This window comes from Arthrobacter sp. 05L421, assembly GCF_056397785.1.
Map to the genome: position 1 here is coordinate 104,758 of NZ_JBFTOC010000006.1, position 19,692 is coordinate 124,449.

The 19,692-nt window shown below is 65.6% G+C and carries 18 protein-coding genes; 12 read left to right on the forward strand and 6 right to left on the reverse strand.

Annotated elements, in window-relative coordinates; translation table 11 throughout:
• The first annotated feature begins 28 nt into the window (after positions 1-28).
• From AC1DKQ_RS09545 to AC1DKQ_RS09555, 3 genes are all read left to right on the forward strand, one after another.
• A complete protein-coding gene (locus tag AC1DKQ_RS09545) occupies positions 29-901 on the forward strand; it encodes a Rieske (2Fe-2S) protein (protein ID WP_476918851.1) in 873 nt (290 codons plus the stop codon).
• 368 nt (positions 902-1,269) lie between these two features.
• Positions 1,270-3,096, forward strand: coding sequence for a gamma-glutamyltransferase (gene ggt / locus AC1DKQ_RS09550; RefSeq protein WP_476918852.1), 1,827 nt, complete (start codon positions 1,270-1,272; stop codon positions 3,094-3,096).
• A 156-nt stretch (positions 3,097-3,252) separates the two neighbouring features.
• Positions 3,253-4,341 carry a DUF3616 domain-containing protein gene (locus AC1DKQ_RS09555; RefSeq protein WP_476918853.1) on the forward strand — a complete coding sequence of 363 codons (1,089 nt, stop codon included), beginning with the start codon at positions 3,253-3,255 and terminating at the stop codon, positions 4,339-4,341.
• A gap of 39 nt (positions 4,342-4,380) precedes the next feature.
• Here the strand turns inward: AC1DKQ_RS09555 and AC1DKQ_RS09560 are convergent, their stop codons facing one another.
• Entirely contained in the window at positions 4,381-5,238 is an 858-nt protein-coding gene (locus tag AC1DKQ_RS09560) for an alpha/beta fold hydrolase (RefSeq protein ID WP_476918854.1), read from the reverse strand.
• Positions 5,239-5,417: 179 nt separating this feature from the next.
• Here AC1DKQ_RS09560 and AC1DKQ_RS09565 point away from each other — a divergent pair, with 179 nt between their 5' ends.
• The 3 genes from AC1DKQ_RS09565 to AC1DKQ_RS09575 all read left to right on the forward strand — a co-directional run bounded on the left by AC1DKQ_RS09565 (position 5,418) and on the right by AC1DKQ_RS09575 (position 7,500).
• A complete protein-coding gene (locus AC1DKQ_RS09565) occupies positions 5,418-5,723 on the forward strand; it encodes a hypothetical protein (RefSeq protein WP_476918855.1) in 306 nt (101 codons plus the stop codon).
• An 87-nt stretch (positions 5,724-5,810) separates the two neighbouring features.
• The gene (locus tag AC1DKQ_RS09570) at positions 5,811-7,085 is read left to right on the forward strand and encodes an MFS transporter (RefSeq protein WP_476883658.1); all 1,275 of its coding nucleotides are present in this window, start codon (positions 5,811-5,813) and stop codon (positions 7,083-7,085) included.
• Between the two features lie 97 nt (positions 7,086-7,182).
• On the forward strand, positions 7,183-7,500 hold the full coding sequence (locus AC1DKQ_RS09575; protein WP_476918856.1) for a hypothetical protein: 318 nt from the start codon (positions 7,183-7,185) through the stop codon (positions 7,498-7,500).
• A 23-nt stretch (positions 7,501-7,523) separates the two neighbouring features.
• Here AC1DKQ_RS09575 and AC1DKQ_RS09580 read toward each other — a convergent pair whose 3' ends face one another.
• Together AC1DKQ_RS09580 and AC1DKQ_RS09585 are read right to left on the reverse strand one after the other, a co-directional pair.
• Positions 7,524-7,775 (reverse strand): hypothetical protein, encoded by a 252-nt coding sequence (locus tag AC1DKQ_RS09580; protein ID WP_476918857.1) that lies wholly within the window; start codon positions 7,773-7,775, stop codon positions 7,524-7,526.
• A 91-nt stretch (positions 7,776-7,866) separates the two neighbouring features.
• Positions 7,867-10,008, reverse strand: a complete 2,142-nt coding sequence (locus AC1DKQ_RS09585) for a PKD domain-containing protein (protein WP_476918858.1) — start codon at positions 10,006-10,008, stop codon at positions 7,867-7,869.
• Positions 10,009-10,212: 204 nt separating this feature from the next.
• Between AC1DKQ_RS09585 and AC1DKQ_RS09590 the strand changes: the two genes are divergently transcribed.
• Complete coding sequence (locus AC1DKQ_RS09590) at positions 10,213-10,725, forward strand: hypothetical protein (RefSeq protein WP_476918859.1); 513 nt, start codon at positions 10,213-10,215, stop codon at positions 10,723-10,725.
• Positions 10,726-10,879: 154 nt separating this feature from the next.
• Here the strand turns inward: AC1DKQ_RS09590 and AC1DKQ_RS09595 are convergent, their stop codons facing one another.
• Positions 10,880-11,005: a hypothetical protein gene (locus AC1DKQ_RS09595; RefSeq protein WP_476883562.1), complete on the reverse strand. Its 126-nt coding sequence runs from the start codon at positions 11,003-11,005 to the stop codon at positions 10,880-10,882.
• 36 nt (positions 11,006-11,041) lie between these two features.
• On the opposite strand from AC1DKQ_RS09595, the gene AC1DKQ_RS09600 reads away from it, so the two are divergent.
• The 4 genes from AC1DKQ_RS09600 to lepB all read left to right on the forward strand — a co-directional run bounded on the left by AC1DKQ_RS09600 (position 11,042) and on the right by lepB (position 15,996).
• On the forward strand, positions 11,042-12,436 hold the full coding sequence (locus AC1DKQ_RS09600; protein ID WP_476918860.1) for a response regulator: 1,395 nt from the start codon (positions 11,042-11,044) through the stop codon (positions 12,434-12,436).
• Entirely contained in the window at positions 12,420-13,772 is a 1,353-nt protein-coding gene (locus AC1DKQ_RS09605) for a sensor histidine kinase (RefSeq protein WP_476918861.1), read from the forward strand. The genes AC1DKQ_RS09600 and AC1DKQ_RS09605 overlap by 17 nt, the downstream gene beginning before the upstream one ends.
• Positions 13,773-13,879: 107 nt before the next feature.
• Positions 13,880-15,490 carry a multicopper oxidase family protein gene (locus AC1DKQ_RS09610; protein ID WP_476918862.1) on the forward strand — a complete coding sequence of 537 codons (1,611 nt, stop codon included), beginning with the start codon at positions 13,880-13,882 and terminating at the stop codon, positions 15,488-15,490.
• Positions 15,491-15,495: 5 nt separating this feature from the next.
• Positions 15,496-15,996: a signal peptidase I gene (gene lepB, locus AC1DKQ_RS09615; protein ID WP_476918863.1), complete on the forward strand. Its 501-nt coding sequence runs from the start codon at positions 15,496-15,498 to the stop codon at positions 15,994-15,996.
• Between the two features lie 59 nt (positions 15,997-16,055).
• On the opposite strand, the gene AC1DKQ_RS09620 is transcribed toward lepB, so the two are convergent.
• Entirely contained in the window at positions 16,056-17,750 is a 1,695-nt protein-coding gene (locus AC1DKQ_RS09620; protein WP_476918864.1) for an alkaline phosphatase D family protein, read from the reverse strand.
• Positions 17,751-17,851: 101 nt separating this feature from the next.
• Positions 17,852-18,622 (reverse strand): potassium channel family protein, encoded by a 771-nt coding sequence (locus AC1DKQ_RS09625; RefSeq protein WP_476883568.1) that lies wholly within the window; start codon positions 18,620-18,622, stop codon positions 17,852-17,854.
• A gap of 217 nt (positions 18,623-18,839) precedes the next feature.
• Between AC1DKQ_RS09625 and AC1DKQ_RS09630 the strand changes: the two genes are divergently transcribed.
• Entirely contained in the window at positions 18,840-19,691 is an 852-nt protein-coding gene (locus tag AC1DKQ_RS09630) for an MIP/aquaporin family protein (RefSeq protein ID WP_476883569.1), read from the forward strand.
• Position 19,692 lies beyond the last annotated feature (1 nt).

The window sequence follows — 19,692 nt, forward strand, 5'->3', positions numbered from 1 at the left end:
CTCAACGATCAGATGATGGAGGAAACACATGAGACCGTTGCCGCTGCTGAATCTCGTTTCTCGACTGGAGGACAGTCCCTGGCTTGATCCTTTGGTCGCGGGAGTAAAAGGAACTGTGAACTCCATTGTCCGGTTCCCGTGGCTCCGTGATGTGCTCCACGGGGTGCCCCTGGGACATCCGGTTCACCCTGTTGGGGTACAGATACCGATGGGGGCGTGGACATCGGCCGCCATTTTGGATGCCGTGCCCGGCAACGACCGGGCGGCCGGGGTCTTGATTGGCGTGGGGGTGATCAGCGCGGTTCCCTCCGCTGTGGCCGGCTTCACCGACTGGTCGGAACTTCATGAACAGCAGCAGCGCGTCGGCCTGGTCCACGCCGCGGGGAACCTCGCGGCCACTGGTTTGTACGTCGCGTCGCTGGTGGAGCGGTCCCGCGGGCGGCAGCCACGAGGCAAGATGCTCGGATATCTGGGGTTTGCGACGCTTGCCGCCGCCGGTTTCCTCGGTGGCCATCTCACGTATCGTCAGGCCGCCGGCGTAAACCACAGCGAGGATGTTCCTCACCGCTTCCCTGTCGGTTGGCACGCCCTGGCGCCGCTGGACGAGCTCGTTGAGGGCAAACTAGAGCGGAGGATGGTGGCCGGGATGCCGCTGCTCGTGTTCCGCCGGGGCGATGCCGTCCACGTCTTGTCGGATGTCTGCAGCCACTTGTCAGGGCCCCTCCACGAGGGCCGGGTTGAAGAACGCGGGGAGCCCTGCGTTGTCTGTCCGTGGCATGGGAGTGCCTTCTCGCTGCGTAGCGGAGAGGTTATGGGGGGACCCGCGACGGCGGCCCAGCCGCGGTTCAGCACACGCATCGAGAACGGTCTGGTTAAGGTGTCCCTCCCCGGGGCCGGGTAAGGGCGAACCGACCAGGAGCTCGGCGGCCGGCTCCCTCAGCGCTTCCTGCGGAGCCAGGACCCCAACAAAGATACTCACCATCTGCTTCCACCGGGGAGGAACAACCGTCTCGGGAACGCTGAGGCGGGCATCGCCGGGCTGAGCGCACCAGCCTTTAATGCCGGTGCGCCGCTCGACCTGCGTGACTTCCACGAGGTCTGCCGCGCTGTCGATCGCGCCGCAACGCTCACGTCCGACGCGTGTCGGACCCGGTAGGACCCTCAGCCAGTACCGCCCGGCCCAAACGTGCTGAGGGTGTTGAGTGTCGCCCCGCGGAGGGGTACGGTGAGTCCACCGTGTACTCGCATCACCCTGACCCCGGAGCGACCATGCTACCTGCGGGACGCCGACTCGCTGCCGTAACGGCGGTTCTGGCCTTGGGCATGGCCAGCGGCACCGTTAGCGCCCCCGCCTTCGCCGACGCGCGAGAGACCGAAAGAACCGCGACCGCCACGGGGTACGGCGGCGCGGTGAGCACCGTGGATCCCGAGGCCTCGGCTGCGGCAATTGACGTCCTCCGGAAGGGCGGAAACGCGGCGGACGCCGCCGTCGCCGCAGCCGCGACCCTGGGCGTGACCGAGCCGTACAGCGCCGGGATCGGCGGTGGTGGCTACTTCGTGTTCTACAACGCGGACTCACGCAAGGTCGGCACCATCGAAGGCCGTGAAACTGCACCGGCAGCGATGCGCCATGACGCGTTCATCGACCCGGCGACCGGTAAGCCGTACCCCTTCACGCCGGAGCTCGTCACTAGCGGCGTCTCCGTTGGTGTCCCCGGCACGGCGGCCACGTGGGAGCGCGCACTCGACCGATGGGGGACGTTGAGCCTCGCAGATGTTCTCAAACCTGCCATCAAGGTTGCCACGAGGGGCTTCGTCGTAGACGCCACGTTCCGGCTGCAGACCCTCGAGAACAAGCCCCGGTTCGCGGCGTTCACCTCGACCAGCAAGCTGTTCCTGCCGGGCGGCGACGCACCCGCCGTCGGCAGTGTCTTCCGGAATCCCGAACTCGCCGAAACCTACCGGCTTCTCGCCAAGCAAGGCGCGCGCGGCTTCTACCGCGGCACACTGGCCGCGGAAATCGCGGCCAGTGTGCAGGCTCCGCCGAAGGCCCCGGGCACTGCGCTGCCCGTTCCCGTGGGCCACATGACGACGGCCGACCTCGCCGCCTATCACGTCCTGGATCAGGCCCCCACGCACGTGGACTACCGGGGGCTGGACGTCTACGGCATGGCGCCGTCGAGTAGCGGGGGCACCACCGTCGCGGAGGCGCTGAACATCCTCGACCCACTCAACCTCACCGAGATGTCCAAACCCGACGCCCTGCACCATTACCTCGAGGCAAGCGCCCTGGCTTTCGCGGACCGGGGCAAATACGTGGGCGACCCGGCGTTTGTCGACGTCCCCACCGCCGCGCTCACTGACCCGCGCTTCGGCAAGGAGCGCTTGTGCCAGATCGATCCGCGGCACGCGGCCACGAAGCCGGTCCCGCCGGGTGATGTGACCTCGTACGACGGCGTGTGTCCCGCCGCCGCCGCGGCGCCTGCGGTCGAGAGGGACACCGAGAACATCTCGACCACCAACCTGACCGTCGCGGACAAGTGGGGGAACGTGGTTGAATACACGCTCACGATTGAGCAGACGGGCGGGTCCGGCATCGTGGTTCCCGGCCGCGGGTTCCTGCTCAACAACGAGCTGACCGACTTCTCCGCCGTCTATGACCCGACCGACCCCAACCGGATTGAGCCGAAGAAGCGTCCGCGCTCCTCGATGTCACCGACCATCATCCTCAAGGATGGCAAACCGTTCCTCGCGCTCGGCTCGCCGGGTGGATCGACGATCATCACAACCGTCCTGCAAACGATCTTGAACCGGGTGGATCTGGGCATGAGCATCTCGGAGGCGATCGCGGCGCCGCGTGCGTCGCAGCGGAACGCGGCAACAGTCACAGCGGAGTCGGAGTTCATCACCGCGTACGGCACCCAGCTGGCACCGTACGGTCATCAGCTCGTGCCGGCGGGTGCGCCGTCGACGTCCGCGGCGGAGATCGGCGCGGCGACAGCAATCGAGTTCAACTCCGACGGACGCATGGTCGCCGCGGCTGAGCCGGTGAGGCGCGGGGGCGGCTCTGCGATGGTGGTCAAACATTCGCGGTGATTGTCTGCCCGATCCGGGGACACCGGCTGAGCACTGGCGGAGGCTGGGCGGGGGGAACAATGGCCGCGCCCTGCCCGCCCGGAGGGAATGTTTTCAGTAAACATTGGAGCTGAGATGAGAGACCGACCGCAGCTGATGAGGGCGGGGTGATCCGCGGTGAGCGGATGGCCGCGGCCGGACGAACCAATCGGTGAGATCGCCCTCGTACTCGATCAGCGCAGCACCCTTGACCGGAAGGCAGACCTCCGCGACGGGTTGTCCGCCGTGGCCCGCCAGGGCTCCCACCTTTGGGTCGCCAATGACGAGACAACCAGCATCGAGCGGCTCACGCTGGAGTCCGGGGACCACGCGCGCGCCCATCGCAGCTTCGATCTCACACACGTCCTCGAGCTGCCTGGGGACAGGGGCGAGATGGACATCGAAGGCCTGGATGTCGAGGGCGACACGGTGTGGCTGCTCGGATCGCACAGCCCGGCCCGCAAACAGGTCAAGAACAACGCCACGCCCGAAGAGGCACAGAAGTCCCTGGCGACAGTGGAGGTCAGCCCGCGCCGCCGGGTGTTGGCCCGCCTCTCCACTGAGTCCCTCCTCGATCCGGGCGGCGGCCGGACAGGGCAGCAGCAACGCCCGGCCGTGCTGGGCCTCGGCCGGGGCACGGACTTGGTGGATCTCCTGGCCGATGACCCTCACCTGGGGAGCTTCATCCGGTCCTCGAAGTCCGGGTCGCGGCCGATCCCGGGCAAGGACAACGGCATTGACTGCGAAGGCCTCGCCGTGGCGGGAGACCGGGTGTTCGTCGGTCTGCGCGGGCCGGTGCTGCGCGGGTGGGCCGTGATCATCGAGCTCCAGGTTGGTGACGGGTCCGGCATTGAGCCGCAGCCGATCGGTCCGGGTAATCGTCGCTACCGGAAGCACTTCCTTCGCCTGCATGGTTTGGGCGTGCGGGACCTGTGCCGTCACGGAGCGGACCTGCTCGTCTTGGCGGGACCCACCATGGAGCTTGCCGGGCGCACGGCCGCGTTTCGTTGGCGGAACGCGCTGACCTCGCAGGCCGAGGCCGTCCTGCAGAAGGACGACTTGCCTTGCGAATTTGACGCGCCGTTTGGTGAGGGTGAGGACCATGCCGAGGGGATCACCGTACTCGACGACGGCAGGTCGGCCCTGGTTTTGTATGGGACACCGGCTGGGAAGCGGAAAACCGGACGCCACGAGATCAAGGCCGATGTCTTCCGTCTCAGCACGTAGGTAACCAGCCCCGCCAAGCACCGCAGGTTGTCGGCGTTCTTAGTGCTCCCGTCCCACCTTTCCGAGCCAGGCCCTCAGGAGGGGAACCACGACGTCGCTATGCATCGCGCCCCGGTGATCGAGGGCTGGGAGCACCTGCACGTCCCACCCGGCGTCGATGAGCTCGCGCTCGCGGGCAGCTAGCGGTTCGCCGATCCGCACCGTCACGTCTCCCCAACGGGGTCCGTACAGGATTTGATCGGCGGAGCCGGCAAACGCAAGCCGGGGGAGGTCCCCGGCCAGCGCAACAGCTGAGTCGTCGAAGTCCTGGAGCGCCTCGTACAGCGTGAGGAACTGGCGGGTCTGGGCTTCGGTGGTCTGTATTGTCGCGGCATCCCAGTCGCCCGGTTCGACGGGCAGGTTTACCGCCGGAGATTGTTCCGAGGACGAGGAGCTGGCGGCCGCCGAGTGGGCCGCCTGCGTGAGCGCCAACATGCTCTTGTACGGGCCTTCGAGCGGCGGGAATCCGCCCATGACGAGCGCCCAGAGCCGGTTTGTGCGGACCGCCAACTGCAAACCGCACAGGGCCAGCCAGGAGTAGCCGTAGTACGCGAAGGTTTCTGCGTGCGCCGCATCCGCGATGGCCAGGAAATCGGCCGTGACGTTCTCCGGCGTGAGGGTGTCCGGTGCCGGGTGCGCCATCCGGTGGCCCTCGTAGTCGGCCGCCACCACGCGATAGGACTGCGAGAGGGCCGCAACGAGGTTGGGCCCGAGGCCGGGGTCGGCGCCCCAATCGCGCATTGTCTGGGCCTCCGACGCGGAATGCGGCTTCATATCCGCAGGGATCAGGAGCGCCCGGCCGTCACCGCTCACCAGCATCGGTATTGCCGTGCCGTCGTGCAAAAGGGCCTCAGCCATGCCCGCCACCGGGAACCTCCTATCGGCACAACTTGGTGAACAAAAGTCTGCCACCGCGGCGTTCCCTCCGGAACGCCCGGCAGCAACGGCGGCTGGACCGACCGCTCTGGCGCACACCGGCCAAGGAGACGAGAATGGGCTCGTGCCCGCCCCGGGTCAACCCCAAAGGAGGGATTTTCATGACGCTGTACCAGCCTGAACCGGTCGAAATCTCAACGAGGATCCGGCCGGGGGAGTGGACTGAGGAAAGCCTGGTTGCCCTGGCGGCGTCGTATCGCGAACAGCTGTTGGGCATGGGCGCGGCCGCCAGCGAGATCGACGTCGTGATTGACCGCGACGACGGCGGCGGCGTCAGCGTGGTGGCGTCCTGGCTCAAGCCTGACATCGCCCAGGAGCTGACAGAGGTGACGGACGACACCGGGCTTTTGGCAATGGACCCCGACGCCGAGACAGTGCGGCCAGCGGGCGACGATTCGCCCCAATAGCGGTCCTGGCGTGCTCTGGCGCGCGTCCGTGGGGGAGACGAGAATGGGCTCGTGCTCCCTCCTCGCCCTGGCGGGGACGGCGCCGCGATGAACGCCGCCGCCCTAAAGATCCAGCGCATCTATTTGACGTTGACGCTGGGCAATACCCTTGCGGCCTCGTTCATTTGGGGGATCAACACCCTCTTCCTGTTGGATGCCGGACTCAGCAACCTTGAGGCGTTTGCCGCGAACGCCTTCTTCACAGCCGGTATGGTGGTCTTCGAGGTGCCCACGGGGGTGGTTGCCGACGGCTGGGGGCGCCGCGTTTCGTTCCTGCTCGGGACCGTGACCCTCGCCGTCTCCACTTACCTTTACTACCTGCTCTGGCAGTTTTCCGCGCCGTTCTGGTGGTGGGCAGTGGTGTCGGCCCTGCTCGGCCTGGGTTTCACGTTCTTCTCTGGGGCAGTCGAGGCCTGGCTTGTCGATGCGTTGCGCTTCTCCGGCTATGAGGGCGGGATGGAGACTGTGCTGGGGCGGGGCCAGATGGTGTCCGGCGTCGCGATGCTCGTCGGCTCCGTGGCCGGCGGCGTGATCGCGCAGGCCACCAATCTGGGCGTGCCGTTTCTGCTGCGTGTGGGTGTGCTGCTGGCCATGTTCGCTGTGGCCTTCGGGCTCATGCGCGACGTCGGGTTCACCCCTGAACGCTCTACTCATCCCCTTCAGGCGACCCGGGCTGTGCTCGCCGCCTCGATCGACAACGGCTTGAAGAATCCGCCCGTACGTTACGTGATGCTGGCCGCGCCATTCACCGCCGGCGTCGGGATCTATGTGTTCTACGCTCTGCAGCCGTTCCTGCTGGAGCTGTTCGGGGATCCACACGCGTATTCCGTTGCAGGCCTGGCCGCGGCCATCGTGGCCGGAGCGGAGGTGCTGGGTGGCTGGATTGCCCCCCGTATCCGGCGCCTCGTCCGCAGACGCACCAGCGTGCTGATCCTTAGCAGCATCGTGGACACGGTGATCCTGGTGGCGCTCGGGTTCACCCAGGTGTTCTGGGTGGCCTTGGTGCTGTTGGCGATCTGGGCGCTGGTGTGGTCGGCCGGCATCCCGGTCCGGCAGGCGTACTTGAACGACATGATCGCGTCGAAGCAGCGGGCAACAGTGCTCAGCTTCGATTCCCTCATGGGCTCAAGCGGCGGCGTCGTGGTGCAGCCGCTGCTCGGTCGGGCGGCCGATGTGTACAGCTACGCGGCCTCCCTGGCGATCGGCGGCGTGATCGAGCTGGTCGCGGTGCCGTTCCTGCTGGCGAGCCGCCGCCAACGCCACCATGCTGATCAGGCCAACGCCCCGACCAGCACGACGAACACCGGATCCGCGCCGGCGTAGGACGCCACCCGGTATAACACTTCGGCTGGGCGCCTTACTTGGCGGGGCCTTCCGGGCCTACAGTTGGGCGTGTAGAACCGTCGACAGGAGCGCCTCAGTGATTACCCTGCAGATCGAACACCAGGTCCGGGATTTTGCCATGTGGCGGACGGCTTTTGACAGTGATCCGCTGGACCGCGCCAAGTCGGGCGTGCGGTCATACCGCATCTCGCGCCCGATTGACCAGCAAGACTATGTGATGCTCGAGATGGATTTCGATACGCAGGAGGCTGCAGTGGACTTCCTGGGCCGGCTGCAGAACGATACGTGGAAAACTGGCGTGACGGCGCCGGCGCTGGTCGGTGAGCCATCGACCAGAATCATCGAAACCGTGGCCATAGAGAACGTAGCCGCCCCCGAGGGCGGCCCTCGCTAACAAGGACCGCACCGGGGAGGCCATCACGGGCCGGCACCGGGCAGTGCCTGTGGAGTGACACCCTGCTGTTCGCGGTCCCAAAGGTATCGCAACAGGGCGGTTTCCGGGTCCCAGGGATTCTCGCTGAGATGAACCCGCAGACGGGTCCGATGCTCCTCCAGTTCCGGGCCGGCGCTGTTGAGGAGGCTGTCGATGATTTCGAGTACCTGCAGCCGCAGGGTGGTGCCTGCGGCAGCATCGGACGGGGTTTTTGAGGACCGTACCTGCGGCGCCACACCCTGTCCGTCGGAGGCAGTAAGCCTGGCACCACGGTCCCGGGGGACGGCCGGCCTGACGGCCGCCCCCCGGGCTCCGGCGGCAGGATGATTACTGGACACGGACTGCAAAGCCGGTTGCGGTGCCGCCGAGGGGAGACTCAACGCTTACGCTCTGGCCGGCCCGGCCGACAACAGCCGATGTAACTCGTATGGCAAACGATCCCGTGGCGTCCACCACGGCCGTACCAAGGACGGTTCCGTCCAAGCCGCCGAGGTGTACCGTTACCGCCTGACCGGACAGGATGGAGCTGGTGCCGTCCACCCGCCATTCGCGCTTGCTGGCCGTGTAGCGGGCGGAGGTAACCGCCACCGTGTCGGCCCGCGGGGTGACCGTCACCTGGGCATTGCTTGAGGACCCGTCAGAGCTTCCTACCGTCAGCTTGAAGGTCAGCGCGCCCGAACTCGCAGGGTACTTGTAGAGCGGGAAGGTAAACGAGGGACGGGCGGAATTGGCGCCGGTCAGGGTGACTTTAGGATCGCCTGGGCCCAGAATCTGCGTCCACGAATAGGTGGCGGCGCCGGTGGAACCGCTGCCATCCAAGGTGACCTTGGCTCCGCGTTGCGCGCCTTGCTGGTTTGGTCCGGCGTTTGCCGCCGCCGCCACGGTGGCTGTTACTGTCACGGTGACAGTTGCCGTGCTCGGGCCGCCGGGGCCGTTGACCGTGAGGGAAAAGACATAGTCTCCCGGTGCGGGGGCGGTGAAGCTGGGCCGGGCCGCGTTGGGATCGCTCAGTACCACTCCGGAAGGGCCGTTCCATGAGTAGGTGGAGACCGGACCGCTGGAGGCGGACCCGTCAAGGTCTACTTTTTGACCTTCCTGGACCGTTTGATCGGCTCCGGCTTGGGCGGTTACTGGAATCGGGGCGCGGGCGTTGCCCGTCACCTCGACAGGCAACACAACTTCGCCCTTGGCGTCGGATCGAACGGTGACAGAAACTGGGGGAGCCGCGAGGGGACCCCATGCCAGGGAGCCCGATGCCAGCTCCCCGAAGCCGAGGGCGGTCAGGGTCCGCGGGCCCGCCGTATCGCTGGACACCGCTTCGATCGATAGGACACCGCTGTCGGTGTTGAAGGTTGCCTTGCCGCTGACCCGGTCGACGACGGCGATCTTCTTCGCCGATGCCGGAACATCGCTCGAGTTCGTGACAGTGACCGTGGACGGCGGCTGGGGTCCGTCAAAAGCGATCCTGGCGAAATACTTGCCGCCGGATCCTTCCAGCGCCGTCGGGCTGAAGACCGCGCTGCCGGCGGACGAGTCAGAGAGCTGGATTGCTTGCGGTCCGGATTCGCTCGATGCGAAGACGTCCACCGTCCCTGAGTTAAGCGATGATCTGGAATACGTCGCGCGCTCTGCGGCCACACCGCTGTTGGTCGCAAGCTTTCCCTGCACCGTGAAGAGGTCTGTTTCTACACAGTCGGTCACCGGCCCTGGAACGGAAGGGCAGGCATCCGTGGCGCTCGGATTGATGCCCGGACCCTCGATCCGGAAGATATTGGTCCCGTAGGGGCTGCCGGTGATTTTGTGGGGGGTGGTGCCATCGCCGACGTACGTGTTCTTGCCGTTGGCGTCGGGCTTGAGGGCGGGATCGGTGGGGTAGGTGTCCCAGGTCAGGAACGGGCCGATCCTTCCACCCAAGGCGCCCGAGAAGTCTCCCTTTCCGCCGATGCCGATGTCCTCGGTATCGAAGACGATGCCCGGTTTCGATGTCCTGACGGTTTTGGTGCCCGCCGGCGTGGTGAACTTGTAGTCCACGCCATCCCTGACATTCGTGATTTTCAGCCGTAGCCGGGCAAAGGTGACCTGGTCGCCGGCGGCCACCGGCCCGCTGCCGAATGCCTGTTCCAGGGCAATCGCCGCGAGCGCTTTTCCACCCCCCGCTGTGTCCATGGTGCCGGAGGTAAGGGAGTAGAAGCCCTCATCCGGGTAGTTATCGGGGAAGGAAACCGCCGCGGCTTCATCGGGCAGCGGCCCGCGGGCCGGGCACATCGGATCGGCCTGCGCTATGCACTTCTCCAGCCTGAGCCCGGTACGGTCCCGGTACCAGACCGGGTAGCCGTCCGTCGCGTCGACCGGGCCGACTTCCGCGAGCCCGGGCCCGTTGACGCCCGGAGGGCCGACGGCGGCCGAGGCTAGGCCAGCCAACGAGACGACCGCGACATTTGCCATAAGGAACGCAAGTATTCGTTTCATGACGACATCCATCCTGTGCTTTTCTCGCCCCTCCACCCTGGCGGGAGGAACAGGGTGCGCCGGGCCGGCGCACTTGTGATCGTCACGGTATGGACGGCAACTTGTAACTAGCCTGTGATCAGGAGAACTTGTGGCCGCGGGCCGCTGCCCGCACGCAGGGCGTTCCAAGGGTTTTCCTAGGGCGCTCCGGGGATGCTGGCCTGCATGTCAAGGTCAGCCACGCTTCAGCGCGCGAAAATCCTCGTTCCGGTCATCCTGCTCGTCCTTGTAGGGGCCCTGGTCGCCAGCGTCGTTACGGCTGCACCGCGAAAACCTCCTGCCCTGTTGGGTGCTTCGGCCGGCGTCACCGGGGGACTGGCACGCATTAACGGAGTGGTGCCGGAGGAGACCGACGGCGGGATCCCCACGGCCGCCGCTGCCGCGCTCGCCGATCCGCCAGCGGAGGGGCTCCACCGAGTGCGCGTGCTGGTGGAGCTGACGGCGCTGGAAAAGGGCGGCCTCGCGTATGATCCCTCTGACTACTTCGTGTCAGGTCTCGGAACCGGGACGTGGAAAGCGCTCTGGTCTTCTCCCGCCCCCGCCGACGTCCCCCAAGGTCAAAGCCTCAACGCCACGCTCGTGTTCGATCTTCCTGACCGGGCCATCGATCTGGCACTGGAGCTCCCGGGCGGGCCGGGGCTGTCTTTGGGGGCGGCACACCACCGGAGACGGGGCTGACTACCCGGCGCAGATCGGCAGTGCCGCCCGGGAAAACGAGTATCGGGTACTCGTGTCGAGGGTGGCTCGATGGAAAAAACTTAGGGAGCATTAATTCCGTCCGAATTGCAGGTCTGCCATGCTTCCCAGCCCCACCCATGAGATTGACGGTCCATCAACCGCGGAGGGGGACGTGTTGCCACAGTGCGTCCTCGAGGTCCGAATTCTCGGCCCACTGCGAATTCGGCGAGGCGGCGAAGTCCTCGAAGCGGGTGAGCTTGGCGGTCCCAAACCCCGGCAAGTCCTCGAAATCCTCTTGCTCAATCTCGGCACGCCCATGTCAAAGGACCGCCTCAGCGACGTGCTGTGGGCCGGGCAGCCACCGGCAGAGGCTTTGCCGACGCTGGAAAGCTACGTCAGTGTCCTTCGGCGCCATTTGCAGCCAGGCCAAGGCAAATCCGGACCGCTGCGGACCGTCACCGGCGGCTATGTCATGGATCCTGCCCTCGTAGACCTGGATGTGAGCCGCTTCAGTGAGTTGCTGCGCCGGGCCTCGACGCGCGAGCCCGTCGAGGCCCTAGAGCTCCTGCAGGAAGCTCTGGGCCTGGCATCCGCGCCCCTGCTCGGGGATGAGCTGACGGCGCCCTGGGCCGAGGAAGCACGGGGCAATCATGAGCACCGGGTCTGCAGGGCCCGGGCGCAGGCCGCCGGACTGGCGCTGTCCCTGCATCAGCCCGAGCGCGCGGTCCACTGGGCGAGGGAAGCCCTGGCCGGCGATCTCCTTAACGAGAGTGCCTGGTCCTCCCTCGTCCTGGGGCTGGAGGACTCCGGTCAGCCGCTCGAAGCACTGAAGGCATTCGAGCAATGCCGGCGCACGCTGCACCGGGAAATGGGATGCACCCCGGGCGAGGCCCTGCGCGGCGCCCACGCCCGCCTCCTGCGGCTGACGGGCGGCGACGCAAGACCGGTAGCCGCCGTTTCGGCGGACCCGTCACCCGCCGTCGGCATCCCGAACAGCATGCCGAACCGGATCCCCACCAGCCTCCCCACCAGCGAAGCAGGAGCTGGCGCCGCTATCCTGCGGATACTGACCGTCGATGACCACAGGACTTTTGCGGAGCTGCTGACGGGTGCGCTGGACCGGGAACCGGACCTTCGCAGCGTTGGCTCGGCGGCGTCCGTTGAGAGCGGCGTGCAGTTGTGCCGCGAACTGGAACCCGACGTTGTTGTCATGGATTATCACTTGCCTGATGGTGACGGGCTGTCGGCGGCGACCCGCATCTTGGAACAGAACCCGGATACCCGGATCATCATGCTGACAGGCGATCCGTCCCAGGATGTCCTGAGGCAGGCAGCGGCGATAGGGATATGCGGGTTCCTCCCCAAGGATGGCTCGCTGGCCACGATGCTTGACACTCTTCGGCACGCCCGGGCGGGAAACATGGTGGTGCACCCCTCCTTGGTGGCGCAGATCGGAGCCCCGCGCTCCGCTGCCGCCGTGTGCCCCCCTGGGCCACCCCTAAGCCCCCGCGAGCTGGACGTTCTGCGCTTGATGTCGGAGGGGCACGAGGTGCGGGTGATCGCCAACAGCCTGGGCATCTCGATCCACACCTGCCGCGGCTACGTCAAAACCATTTTTTCCAAACTGGGTTCGCACTCCCAGAGTGAAGCCATGGCGGAGGCTGAAGTCCGGGGAATCCTGCTCGTGAAGTCCGATGTCCAGGCCTTCTGAAGCTGAGGATGGCACGAAGCCGGAGGACTTTCCGGGCACGGCTGAACGCTTCGCCGTCCGGGCCGCCGTGGCGAAATTCCTGGTGATGGGATTTCTTGCGCTGCTGATTGTCGCGACTCCCGTCGCGTTTTGGATCCGTGCCGAGGCGGAGCGGCACGCTCTGGACAACGCCCTCCTCTTCACCCAACGCGTGGCGGACTTTGCTATCAAACCTCATGTGAACGAGGCGCTGCTCGCCGGCGACACAACGGCGCTGGACGCCCTGGACAAGGAATTGGAGCCATGGCGCAACAACGCCTCGGTACTGAGGATCAAGGTATGGGACAGCAGTGGCCGGGTTGTGTATTCGGACATTCGCTCGCTCGTGGGGCAACGCTTCGATTTGCCCGACTGGGGCAAGGCCCTCCTGGCCGGAGGGCCGGGGACGGCGTCGCTGGAAAGCCAGCACGAACTTGAGAATGAGTACGAGCTGGCGTCGGGAGAACTCGTGGAAGTCTACGTCAGCTCCTCGGCCACCGACGGTACGCCGCTGATCTTTGAGGCCTACTACGACGACGACCCAGTGCGTGACGAGCAGCAGGCAGTCCTGTACAGCATGGTCCCGCCTCTTCTTCTCGCCCTGGCGGCACTTCAGCTGGCCCAGCTTCCCCCCGCCGTCCGGCTGGCCCGTGGGATCCAGGCCCATCAGGCGACCCGGAACCGCTTGCTTAAGCGCGCTGTTGAGGCCTCCGACCTGGAACGCCGCAGGATTGCCCGGGACCTGCACGATGAAGTAATCCAGGACCTCTCCGGGCTGGGCTATGCCCTCGAATCAGAAGAGCTCCACGGCCCACCGGAGCAGCGGCCGGTGCTGGGCGGGGCCAGAACAATTCTGCAACAGAGCGTCCGCGCCCTGCGGACCATGACGCAGGAGCTGTATCCGCCCGACCTTGAACAGCTGGGGCTCAGGACGTCTCTGGAACGGCTCGTCGAACCGCACCAGGAACGCGGCCTCGCGGTGCATCTGCTGATCCCGGACGATGTCGCGCTTGGCCGTGGTTCGTCCGCGCTGTTGTACCGCGTGGCCCGGGAAGCACTCTCAAACAGCGCAAAGCACTCCGGTGCAACCACTGTGGTCCTCTCGCTGCGGACAGACCAGCACGGCGCCGAAATCAGCATTGCGGACAACGGCAAGGGCTTCGACACCTCACATGGCGCCGCCGAGGGCCACCTTGGCCTGCGGATACTCAAGGACACCATCCGGGAAGCGGGTGGAGCATTGCAGATTCTCAGCGTCCCCGGCACAGGCACCACCGTGACAGCGCGGCTGCAATCGCGTCTTGCCCCGGCCCGCTGACCCGCACGCGCCTCCTCAGGCTTCTTCCAAGGTCGGGAAAAAGGTCGCAGGTTATCTCCAAGCAGGGTCCTGCAAAGTCTGATACCTGAACGCAAAGGAGACCGGCTATGTCCATTTCACGTCGTCAGGTTCTGTTGATCGGGGGCCTGGGTATTCTCGGAGCCGGTGGCGCCATGCTGCCGACCGGCTCGGTCGAAGCCAAATCGGCCAGCCGCATAAGTTCCAGCGAGATGCCCAAACCATTCCAGGCGGCTTTTGTCCAGGCGCCGGTTCTGCAGCCCTACGCCACAGGCACCGATCCCGCGGACGGCCTGCCCGTCAACTACTACCGGCTGACCGAGAAGGCCGCCATGGCCAACATTTTGCCCCGGCTTAGCACTCCCATCCTGGGTTATAACGGCACGTTCCCTGGGCCGACGATCAGCCTCGACCAAGGCACCAAAGCCGTACTGAGGATTCGGAACCAGCTGCCGGCCGAGCACGCGCTCGATGGGCACGCCCTGTCCACGTCAACCCATCTGCACGGTTCTGCTTCGAAGCCGCAATTCGACGGCTACGCCAGCGACATCACCCTTCCGGGTTTTTACAAGGACTACCACTACCCCAACTTCCAGCCGGCGCGCACGTTGTGGTACCACGACCACGGAGTCCACTTCACGGCCCTGAACGCCTATTCAGGGCTCGCCGCGCAGTACCACTTGCACGATCCTGTGGAACGGCAGCTCCTCCCGCAGGGCAACTTCGACGTCGCGCTGACGGTCACCGATGCAATGTTTGCCGCGGACGGTTCCCTGGGCTATGACGACAACAGCCACTCTGGACTGTGGGGGGACGTGATCCTGGTCAACGGCAGGCCCTGGCCGGTCATGAAGGTGCAGAAACGGGTCTACCGGTTCCGCATCCTGAACGGCTCCATCTCCCGGTCATTGCGGCCCACGCTCAGCACCGGTGATCCGGTGGTGGTGGTGGGTACCGACGGCGGCTTGATCCCCGTGGCGCAGTCCGTGGGAAGCTGGCGCCACGGCGGAGCAGAGCGGTACGAAATCCTCATCGACTTTCGGAACTACAAGACGGGGCAGCGGATTGAACTCCGCAATCTGTCCAACAAGAACAACGTGGACTACGACTTCACCAACAAGATCATGGCTTTCGACGTCACGGACGAGCCGGTGGATACCTCGGACCCCACCTGGAACCGGATCCCGACCAAGCTCGCCAACAGCGAGGCCATGTCGCTACAGCCAGGGCAATCCGTGAAGACGCGCAAATTCCGGGTCAAACGGAATGACTCTACGAACATGTGGACCATTAATGACGACAGCTGGCAGGACGTCATCGCCAGCGGCTACAAGAAAGTCATCGCCGATCCCGACCTCAACTCCGTGGAAATCTGGGAAATCGAGAATAGGTCCGGCGGCTGGTTCCATCCCCTCCACATTCACCTCGTGGACTTCCAGATCCTCAGCCGCAACGGGGCGCCCCCTATGGCCCACGAGCGCGGCCCCAAGGACGTTGTGTACGTCGGCGAGGACGAAACTGTCCGGCTGCTCATGAAGTTCACCCCGAACCGGGGCCTCTACATGATGCACTGCCACAACCTGCCCCACGAGGACCACGACATGATGGCCCAGTTCCGGGTGGGACTGAAGGAAAGCGACTGGGATTCGGACGACCCCATGACGGCGGCCAAGGCGGCCTGGGACGATGATCGGGATTGATAGCCGTGGGACAGGCCGGCCGTGGCAGCCGCTCGCGGCGCAGGCCCCTCATAGCGGCATTGATCCCGGTCCTGGCTGTGCTTGCCATTCGCACGTGGCTCGTGGAGCCTGTGACAGTCTCCTCGGACAGCATGGCCCCCACGATCCCCTCGGGCGCCGTCGTGTTCCTGTACAAGCCGGCCGCGGCCGCGGGCTGGATCCGCAATGGCGTCGTTGTTGCCTTTGCCAGCCCGGTCGATGGCCGGACGGCGATCAAGCGCGTGATTGCGGGAGCGGGGCAAAGGGTAGCCATCCGGGATTCGGAACTATTCGTCGATGATGTTGCCGTCAAAGAGCCATTCATCGATCACAGCCGGATCGACGGCACCTACTTTGGGCCCGAGACGGTGCCTGCCGGCAGTGTCTTCCTTCTAGGGGACAACCGCGGCGTGTCAATTGATTCCAGGGACTTCGGAGCGGTGCCGTTGACAGCGATCCAAGGTACCTTGCTGACCGGCCAAAAGTAGACGCGTACCGGACCCCGCCGGAGACGTCCGCTGCGGCCCGTGATTCACGTCCGCTGCCGTCATGCGGTTCCCTGCTGCTTGTGGGAGGGGTTCCGGGCCTTGAACGGGGCCAACGTGAGGGAGGCGACACATTCCAGCTCGGGATGCTGATGGTCGCCGCCGGCCACCACGCCGGTCTCCCACCATAGTTTCAGCCCTTCCGGCACCACCTCCAGATGGGCCAGGTTGTTTTGGAACCACGGCCCCTTGACCCCGGACCAGTGGAACGGCGGGTCCGGGACCTTTGCGGAGCGTGCAACCAAGGCGCCTACCGGCGTGGCCAGGCCGTAGGACATGACGGCTGCGAAGGACCTCATCACCCGGGGCAACGGGTTGCGGATGGGCGAGCAGACCGCCTGCACGATCCGGCTGCCCGAGTCACGGTCGACCTCCGCAACGTACGAGTAGTGGACGTCTCCGGAGAGGAAGGTGATAGTTTCCGGTGCCGGCCCGCGTTTGCCATCGGCGACCTCGCTCGCCAGGGCCGCCATCTCCCGGAAGCTGTTTTGGAATGCGCCCCAGTGTTCAAGGTCCAATGCCTGGCGCACCTTCTCCCCGGCCCGGGCGGCATGTTCTCCCCACGCACCTTCCGAGACGGCCTCATTCCACGACTCGACGTAGTGCAGGCCCATCGGCAGCAGAAAAGGCAGCGACGTCGCCATGAGCAGGTGGCGGAAGCCGCCACGCATCCGGCTATCGACCCAGGCCATTTCCGGTGTGTCAACCAATGCCCGGTCGTCCGGAGTCAGGTCCCGGGCTGCGCGGGAGTCAACCACGATCAGCCGGGTGTCGCCGAAATCGCGGCAGAAGCTCCACCGGTAGGATTTCGGGTCCCGGTCAGCCCGTTCCGCGAAGCCGTCCAGCTCCGCGCCGACGTCGATCTCGTCCTGGCCCGAGTGCCGTACGATCCGCTGCCAAACCGAGTCCTCGGCCCGTTCTTGCGGTGACAGGTTCCCCAGATGCTGGTAGACCCAGTAGGAGGCCAGCCCCGCGACAATCCGATCATGCCACCATGAGGTGGCTTCCATTTTCTTCTTCCAGCTCAGTGAGGTATTCCAGTCGTCGCGGATGTCGTGGTCATCGAAGATCATGGCGCTGGGCAGGGTGGACAGCAGCCACCTGTTCGCGGGGTCTGACCAGGCCAGATAGTAAAGGTGGGCGTATTCCTCGTAGTCTTTGAGCTCTTCGCCGGGGGGTGCCTCGATGTCGCGTCGGGCGCGGATGAACTCCTGCATCTGCTCGCTGGTCAAATCTGCGTACACCTGGTCTCCGACGAAGACCACCAGATCCGGCCACGACACCTCACCCCCGGAGGCCATCCTTAGTGCATAGGCGCGCAGCGCGTCGACGCCGTGGGTCCGGTTGCCGGAAGCATCGTGCGGGACGCTGGTCCTGCAGGAGCCATAGGCCATCCGCAGCGGCTTACCGGTCGCCAGGGTGGCGATCATGGACGGAGGGAAGCTGGTCGAGGAATCGGGCCAGACCTGCGTTCCGTTGATATCCAGGGCGTAGGGCGTGACCGTGCCGGGCTCCAGCCCGCCCAATTCCACCAGGGCGTAGTGGTGACCGTGAACTGCGAACGTTCGGGCGGACCAGTCCCTGCCGCCGGCACGGATGGAAACCCGGGCAGCGGATGGGGTCTCCACCCACACACTCGCCGAGGTCTCATCCACGTACCGCACCATGGGGCCGAGAACCAACGGGGAGGTGGTCATGAATCAGTTGTACCCGCTCCGGCCGGATGCGGCCATGGCGTCACGGAACAGACAGTGGCATGGAATAGACAGCGTCACCGAAACAGGCAGCGTTGATGCCACTAGCGCGGTTCCTTACGGCCCTCTCCCTCGGCAGGGTCGCTCTCCGATTCGCCCGGGGTCCGTGCCAGCTGCTCTTGGAGCCTGTTGATCTGGGCCGTGAGGCCGGCCAGCTCCTCGCTGCCGATGGGGATGTCCGCGTTCTTCCCGAGTTGGGTTGCGGCCGTCACACTTTCAACGAGCCACGAGGACACCGCCGCCGTGACCATGCTCAGGACCGCAAACCCGCCGACCATCAGCGCGGCCGCAGCCCACCGGCCGGGAGTTGTAACGGGGTAGTAGTCGCCGTAACCGATGGTTGTGATGGTGACCACCGCCCACCACAAAGAGTCGCCCATGGTGGTGATGTTCGCGTTGGGAGCGCCCCTTTCGAAATGGAGGACGCTCAGGGCAACTGTGTAGACCAGCAGGATGGCGGAGAAAATGACGTAGGCCATGAGGCGGGTCCGGATGGCAGTGCCCGGGGCCCGTTCCATGACTCGACGCAAAGTGAAGGGACGCAAGAGCCGCAATGGGCGCGCTACCGGGAGCACCACCATGAGCAGGTCCAGGGGATGGCGGACGAACCAACGGCCCGGCCGGGGGGCTAGGAGCAACTTCACGATGTAGTCGACGCCGAAAGCCAGCCACGTTGCCCCCACGACGAATAACAGAGCGGCGGCGTAGGGATCCGGCGGATCGACAATGACCAGGACGGAGTAGGCCGCCAAAAAGATAAAAGCCGCACCGACAAGGGGCCACTCGGAATACTTTTGCCACGTTTCTTGCCTCATGGCTGAATGCTAGGACTTTGCACAGCGGATGTCCGCACGAATTCGCAGGCCGGGCCTCCCGGATCCTCGAAGGGCCAGCCACCAACTAGCAACGAGCCAACGGCGCAGCGCTGACAACCACTCCCGGCAGCGGTACATTGAGGGTCTCAGGTGCCGGACCGCTCCGGGCAAACAGATCGGCAAGGCACGAGTCAAGAACCGGCGGAGGCGACACGCCATGGCGGATGACCAGGGCAAAGACGGCGCGCGTGAGAGTCGGGCGCACAATCACAATCTTGCTAGCGAATTGGGAGTTGTCGAGCAGAACATCCTTTTGCGAGTCCAGGATTTTGATGATCCCCGGCAGGAATGGCGGCGTTTGTTCTCGGAGTTGTATGGCACATTCTTGCTGGTCATTGTTGCGGCCGGGGGTGGCATGATGAGCCAGGCCTTCCCCGGTGTCATCAGCCGCACGGCGGCCGTGGTGGCCCCCGGCCTCATGGTGATGGGGATCATCCTCTTCATGGGCAAGATCTCAGGAGCGCATCTGAACCCCGCGGTCAGCATCGCGTTCGCACTCCGCGGTGACTTCCCGTGGCGCCGGGTGCCGGGCTACATCGTTGTCCAGCTCATCGGAGCGACGCTTGCTTGTCTCCTGCTGCAAGGCGTGATCGGTGTCTCCGCCAGCTATGGTTCAAACTATCCGGCGGCGAATTATTCGGCCGTCGCCGCGTTCTGGATGGAGGCACTGCTGACGCTGGTGCTGGTCAGCGTCATCCTGGGAACCGCTTCCGGGGCCCAGAACGTCGGGCTGCTGGGGGCATTTGGCGTAGGCGCCTACATCGCCTTGGCGGGCTTGTGGGGCAGCCCCATCTCCGGCACGTCGATGAACCCGGCCCGGACGTTCGGGCCTGATCTCGCCAGCCTAAACTTCAGCGACTACTGGGTGTATGTCGCCGGGCCAATCACCGGCGCAGTGGTCGCCGTCGGTATTGCCTTCGTCTTGCGCGGCCCGGGCGGTGGCAAGTCCGGTTCCGGTGCTGCGCAGGGTGCCCTCTTCACCGAGGCCGCGAAGGACAAGAAGCCCTAGC

What these genes read in the sequence shown, in the direction of transcription:
- AC1DKQ_RS09605 (WP_476918861.1), top strand. Translation starts at nt 12,420, where the DNA reads ATGTCCAGGCCTTCTGAAGCTGAGGATGGCACGAAGCCGGAGGACTTT.
- AC1DKQ_RS09610 (WP_476918862.1), top strand. Translation starts at nt 13,880, where the DNA reads ATGTCCATTTCACGTCGTCAGGTTCTGTTGATCGGGGGCCTGGGTATT.
- AC1DKQ_RS09560 (WP_476918854.1), bottom strand. Translation starts at nt 5,238, where the DNA reads ATGGCTGAGGCCCTTTTGCACGACGGCACGGCAATACCGATGCTGGTG.
- AC1DKQ_RS09565 (WP_476918855.1), top strand. Translation starts at nt 5,418, where the DNA reads ATGACGCTGTACCAGCCTGAACCGGTCGAAATCTCAACGAGGATCCGG.
- AC1DKQ_RS09585 (WP_476918858.1), bottom strand. Translation starts at nt 10,008, where the DNA reads ATGAAACGAATACTTGCGTTCCTTATGGCAAATGTCGCGGTCGTCTCG.
- AC1DKQ_RS09570 (WP_476883658.1), top strand. Translation starts at nt 5,811, where the DNA reads ATGAACGCCGCCGCCCTAAAGATCCAGCGCATCTATTTGACGTTGACG.
- AC1DKQ_RS09600 (WP_476918860.1), top strand. Translation starts at nt 11,042, where the DNA reads ATGTCAAAGGACCGCCTCAGCGACGTGCTGTGGGCCGGGCAGCCACCG.
- AC1DKQ_RS09590 (WP_476918859.1), top strand. Translation starts at nt 10,213, where the DNA reads ATGTCAAGGTCAGCCACGCTTCAGCGCGCGAAAATCCTCGTTCCGGTC.
- AC1DKQ_RS09630 (WP_476883569.1), top strand. Translation starts at nt 18,840, where the DNA reads ATGGCGGATGACCAGGGCAAAGACGGCGCGCGTGAGAGTCGGGCGCAC.
- AC1DKQ_RS09620 (WP_476918864.1), bottom strand. Translation starts at nt 17,750, where the DNA reads ATGACCACCTCCCCGTTGGTTCTCGGCCCCATGGTGCGGTACGTGGAT.
- AC1DKQ_RS09625 (WP_476883568.1), bottom strand. Translation starts at nt 18,622, where the DNA reads ATGAGGCAAGAAACGTGGCAAAAGTATTCCGAGTGGCCCCTTGTCGGT.
- ggt (WP_476918852.1), top strand. Translation starts at nt 1,270, where the DNA reads ATGCTACCTGCGGGACGCCGACTCGCTGCCGTAACGGCGGTTCTGGCC.
- AC1DKQ_RS09545 (WP_476918851.1), top strand. Translation starts at nt 29, where the DNA reads ATGAGACCGTTGCCGCTGCTGAATCTCGTTTCTCGACTGGAGGACAGT.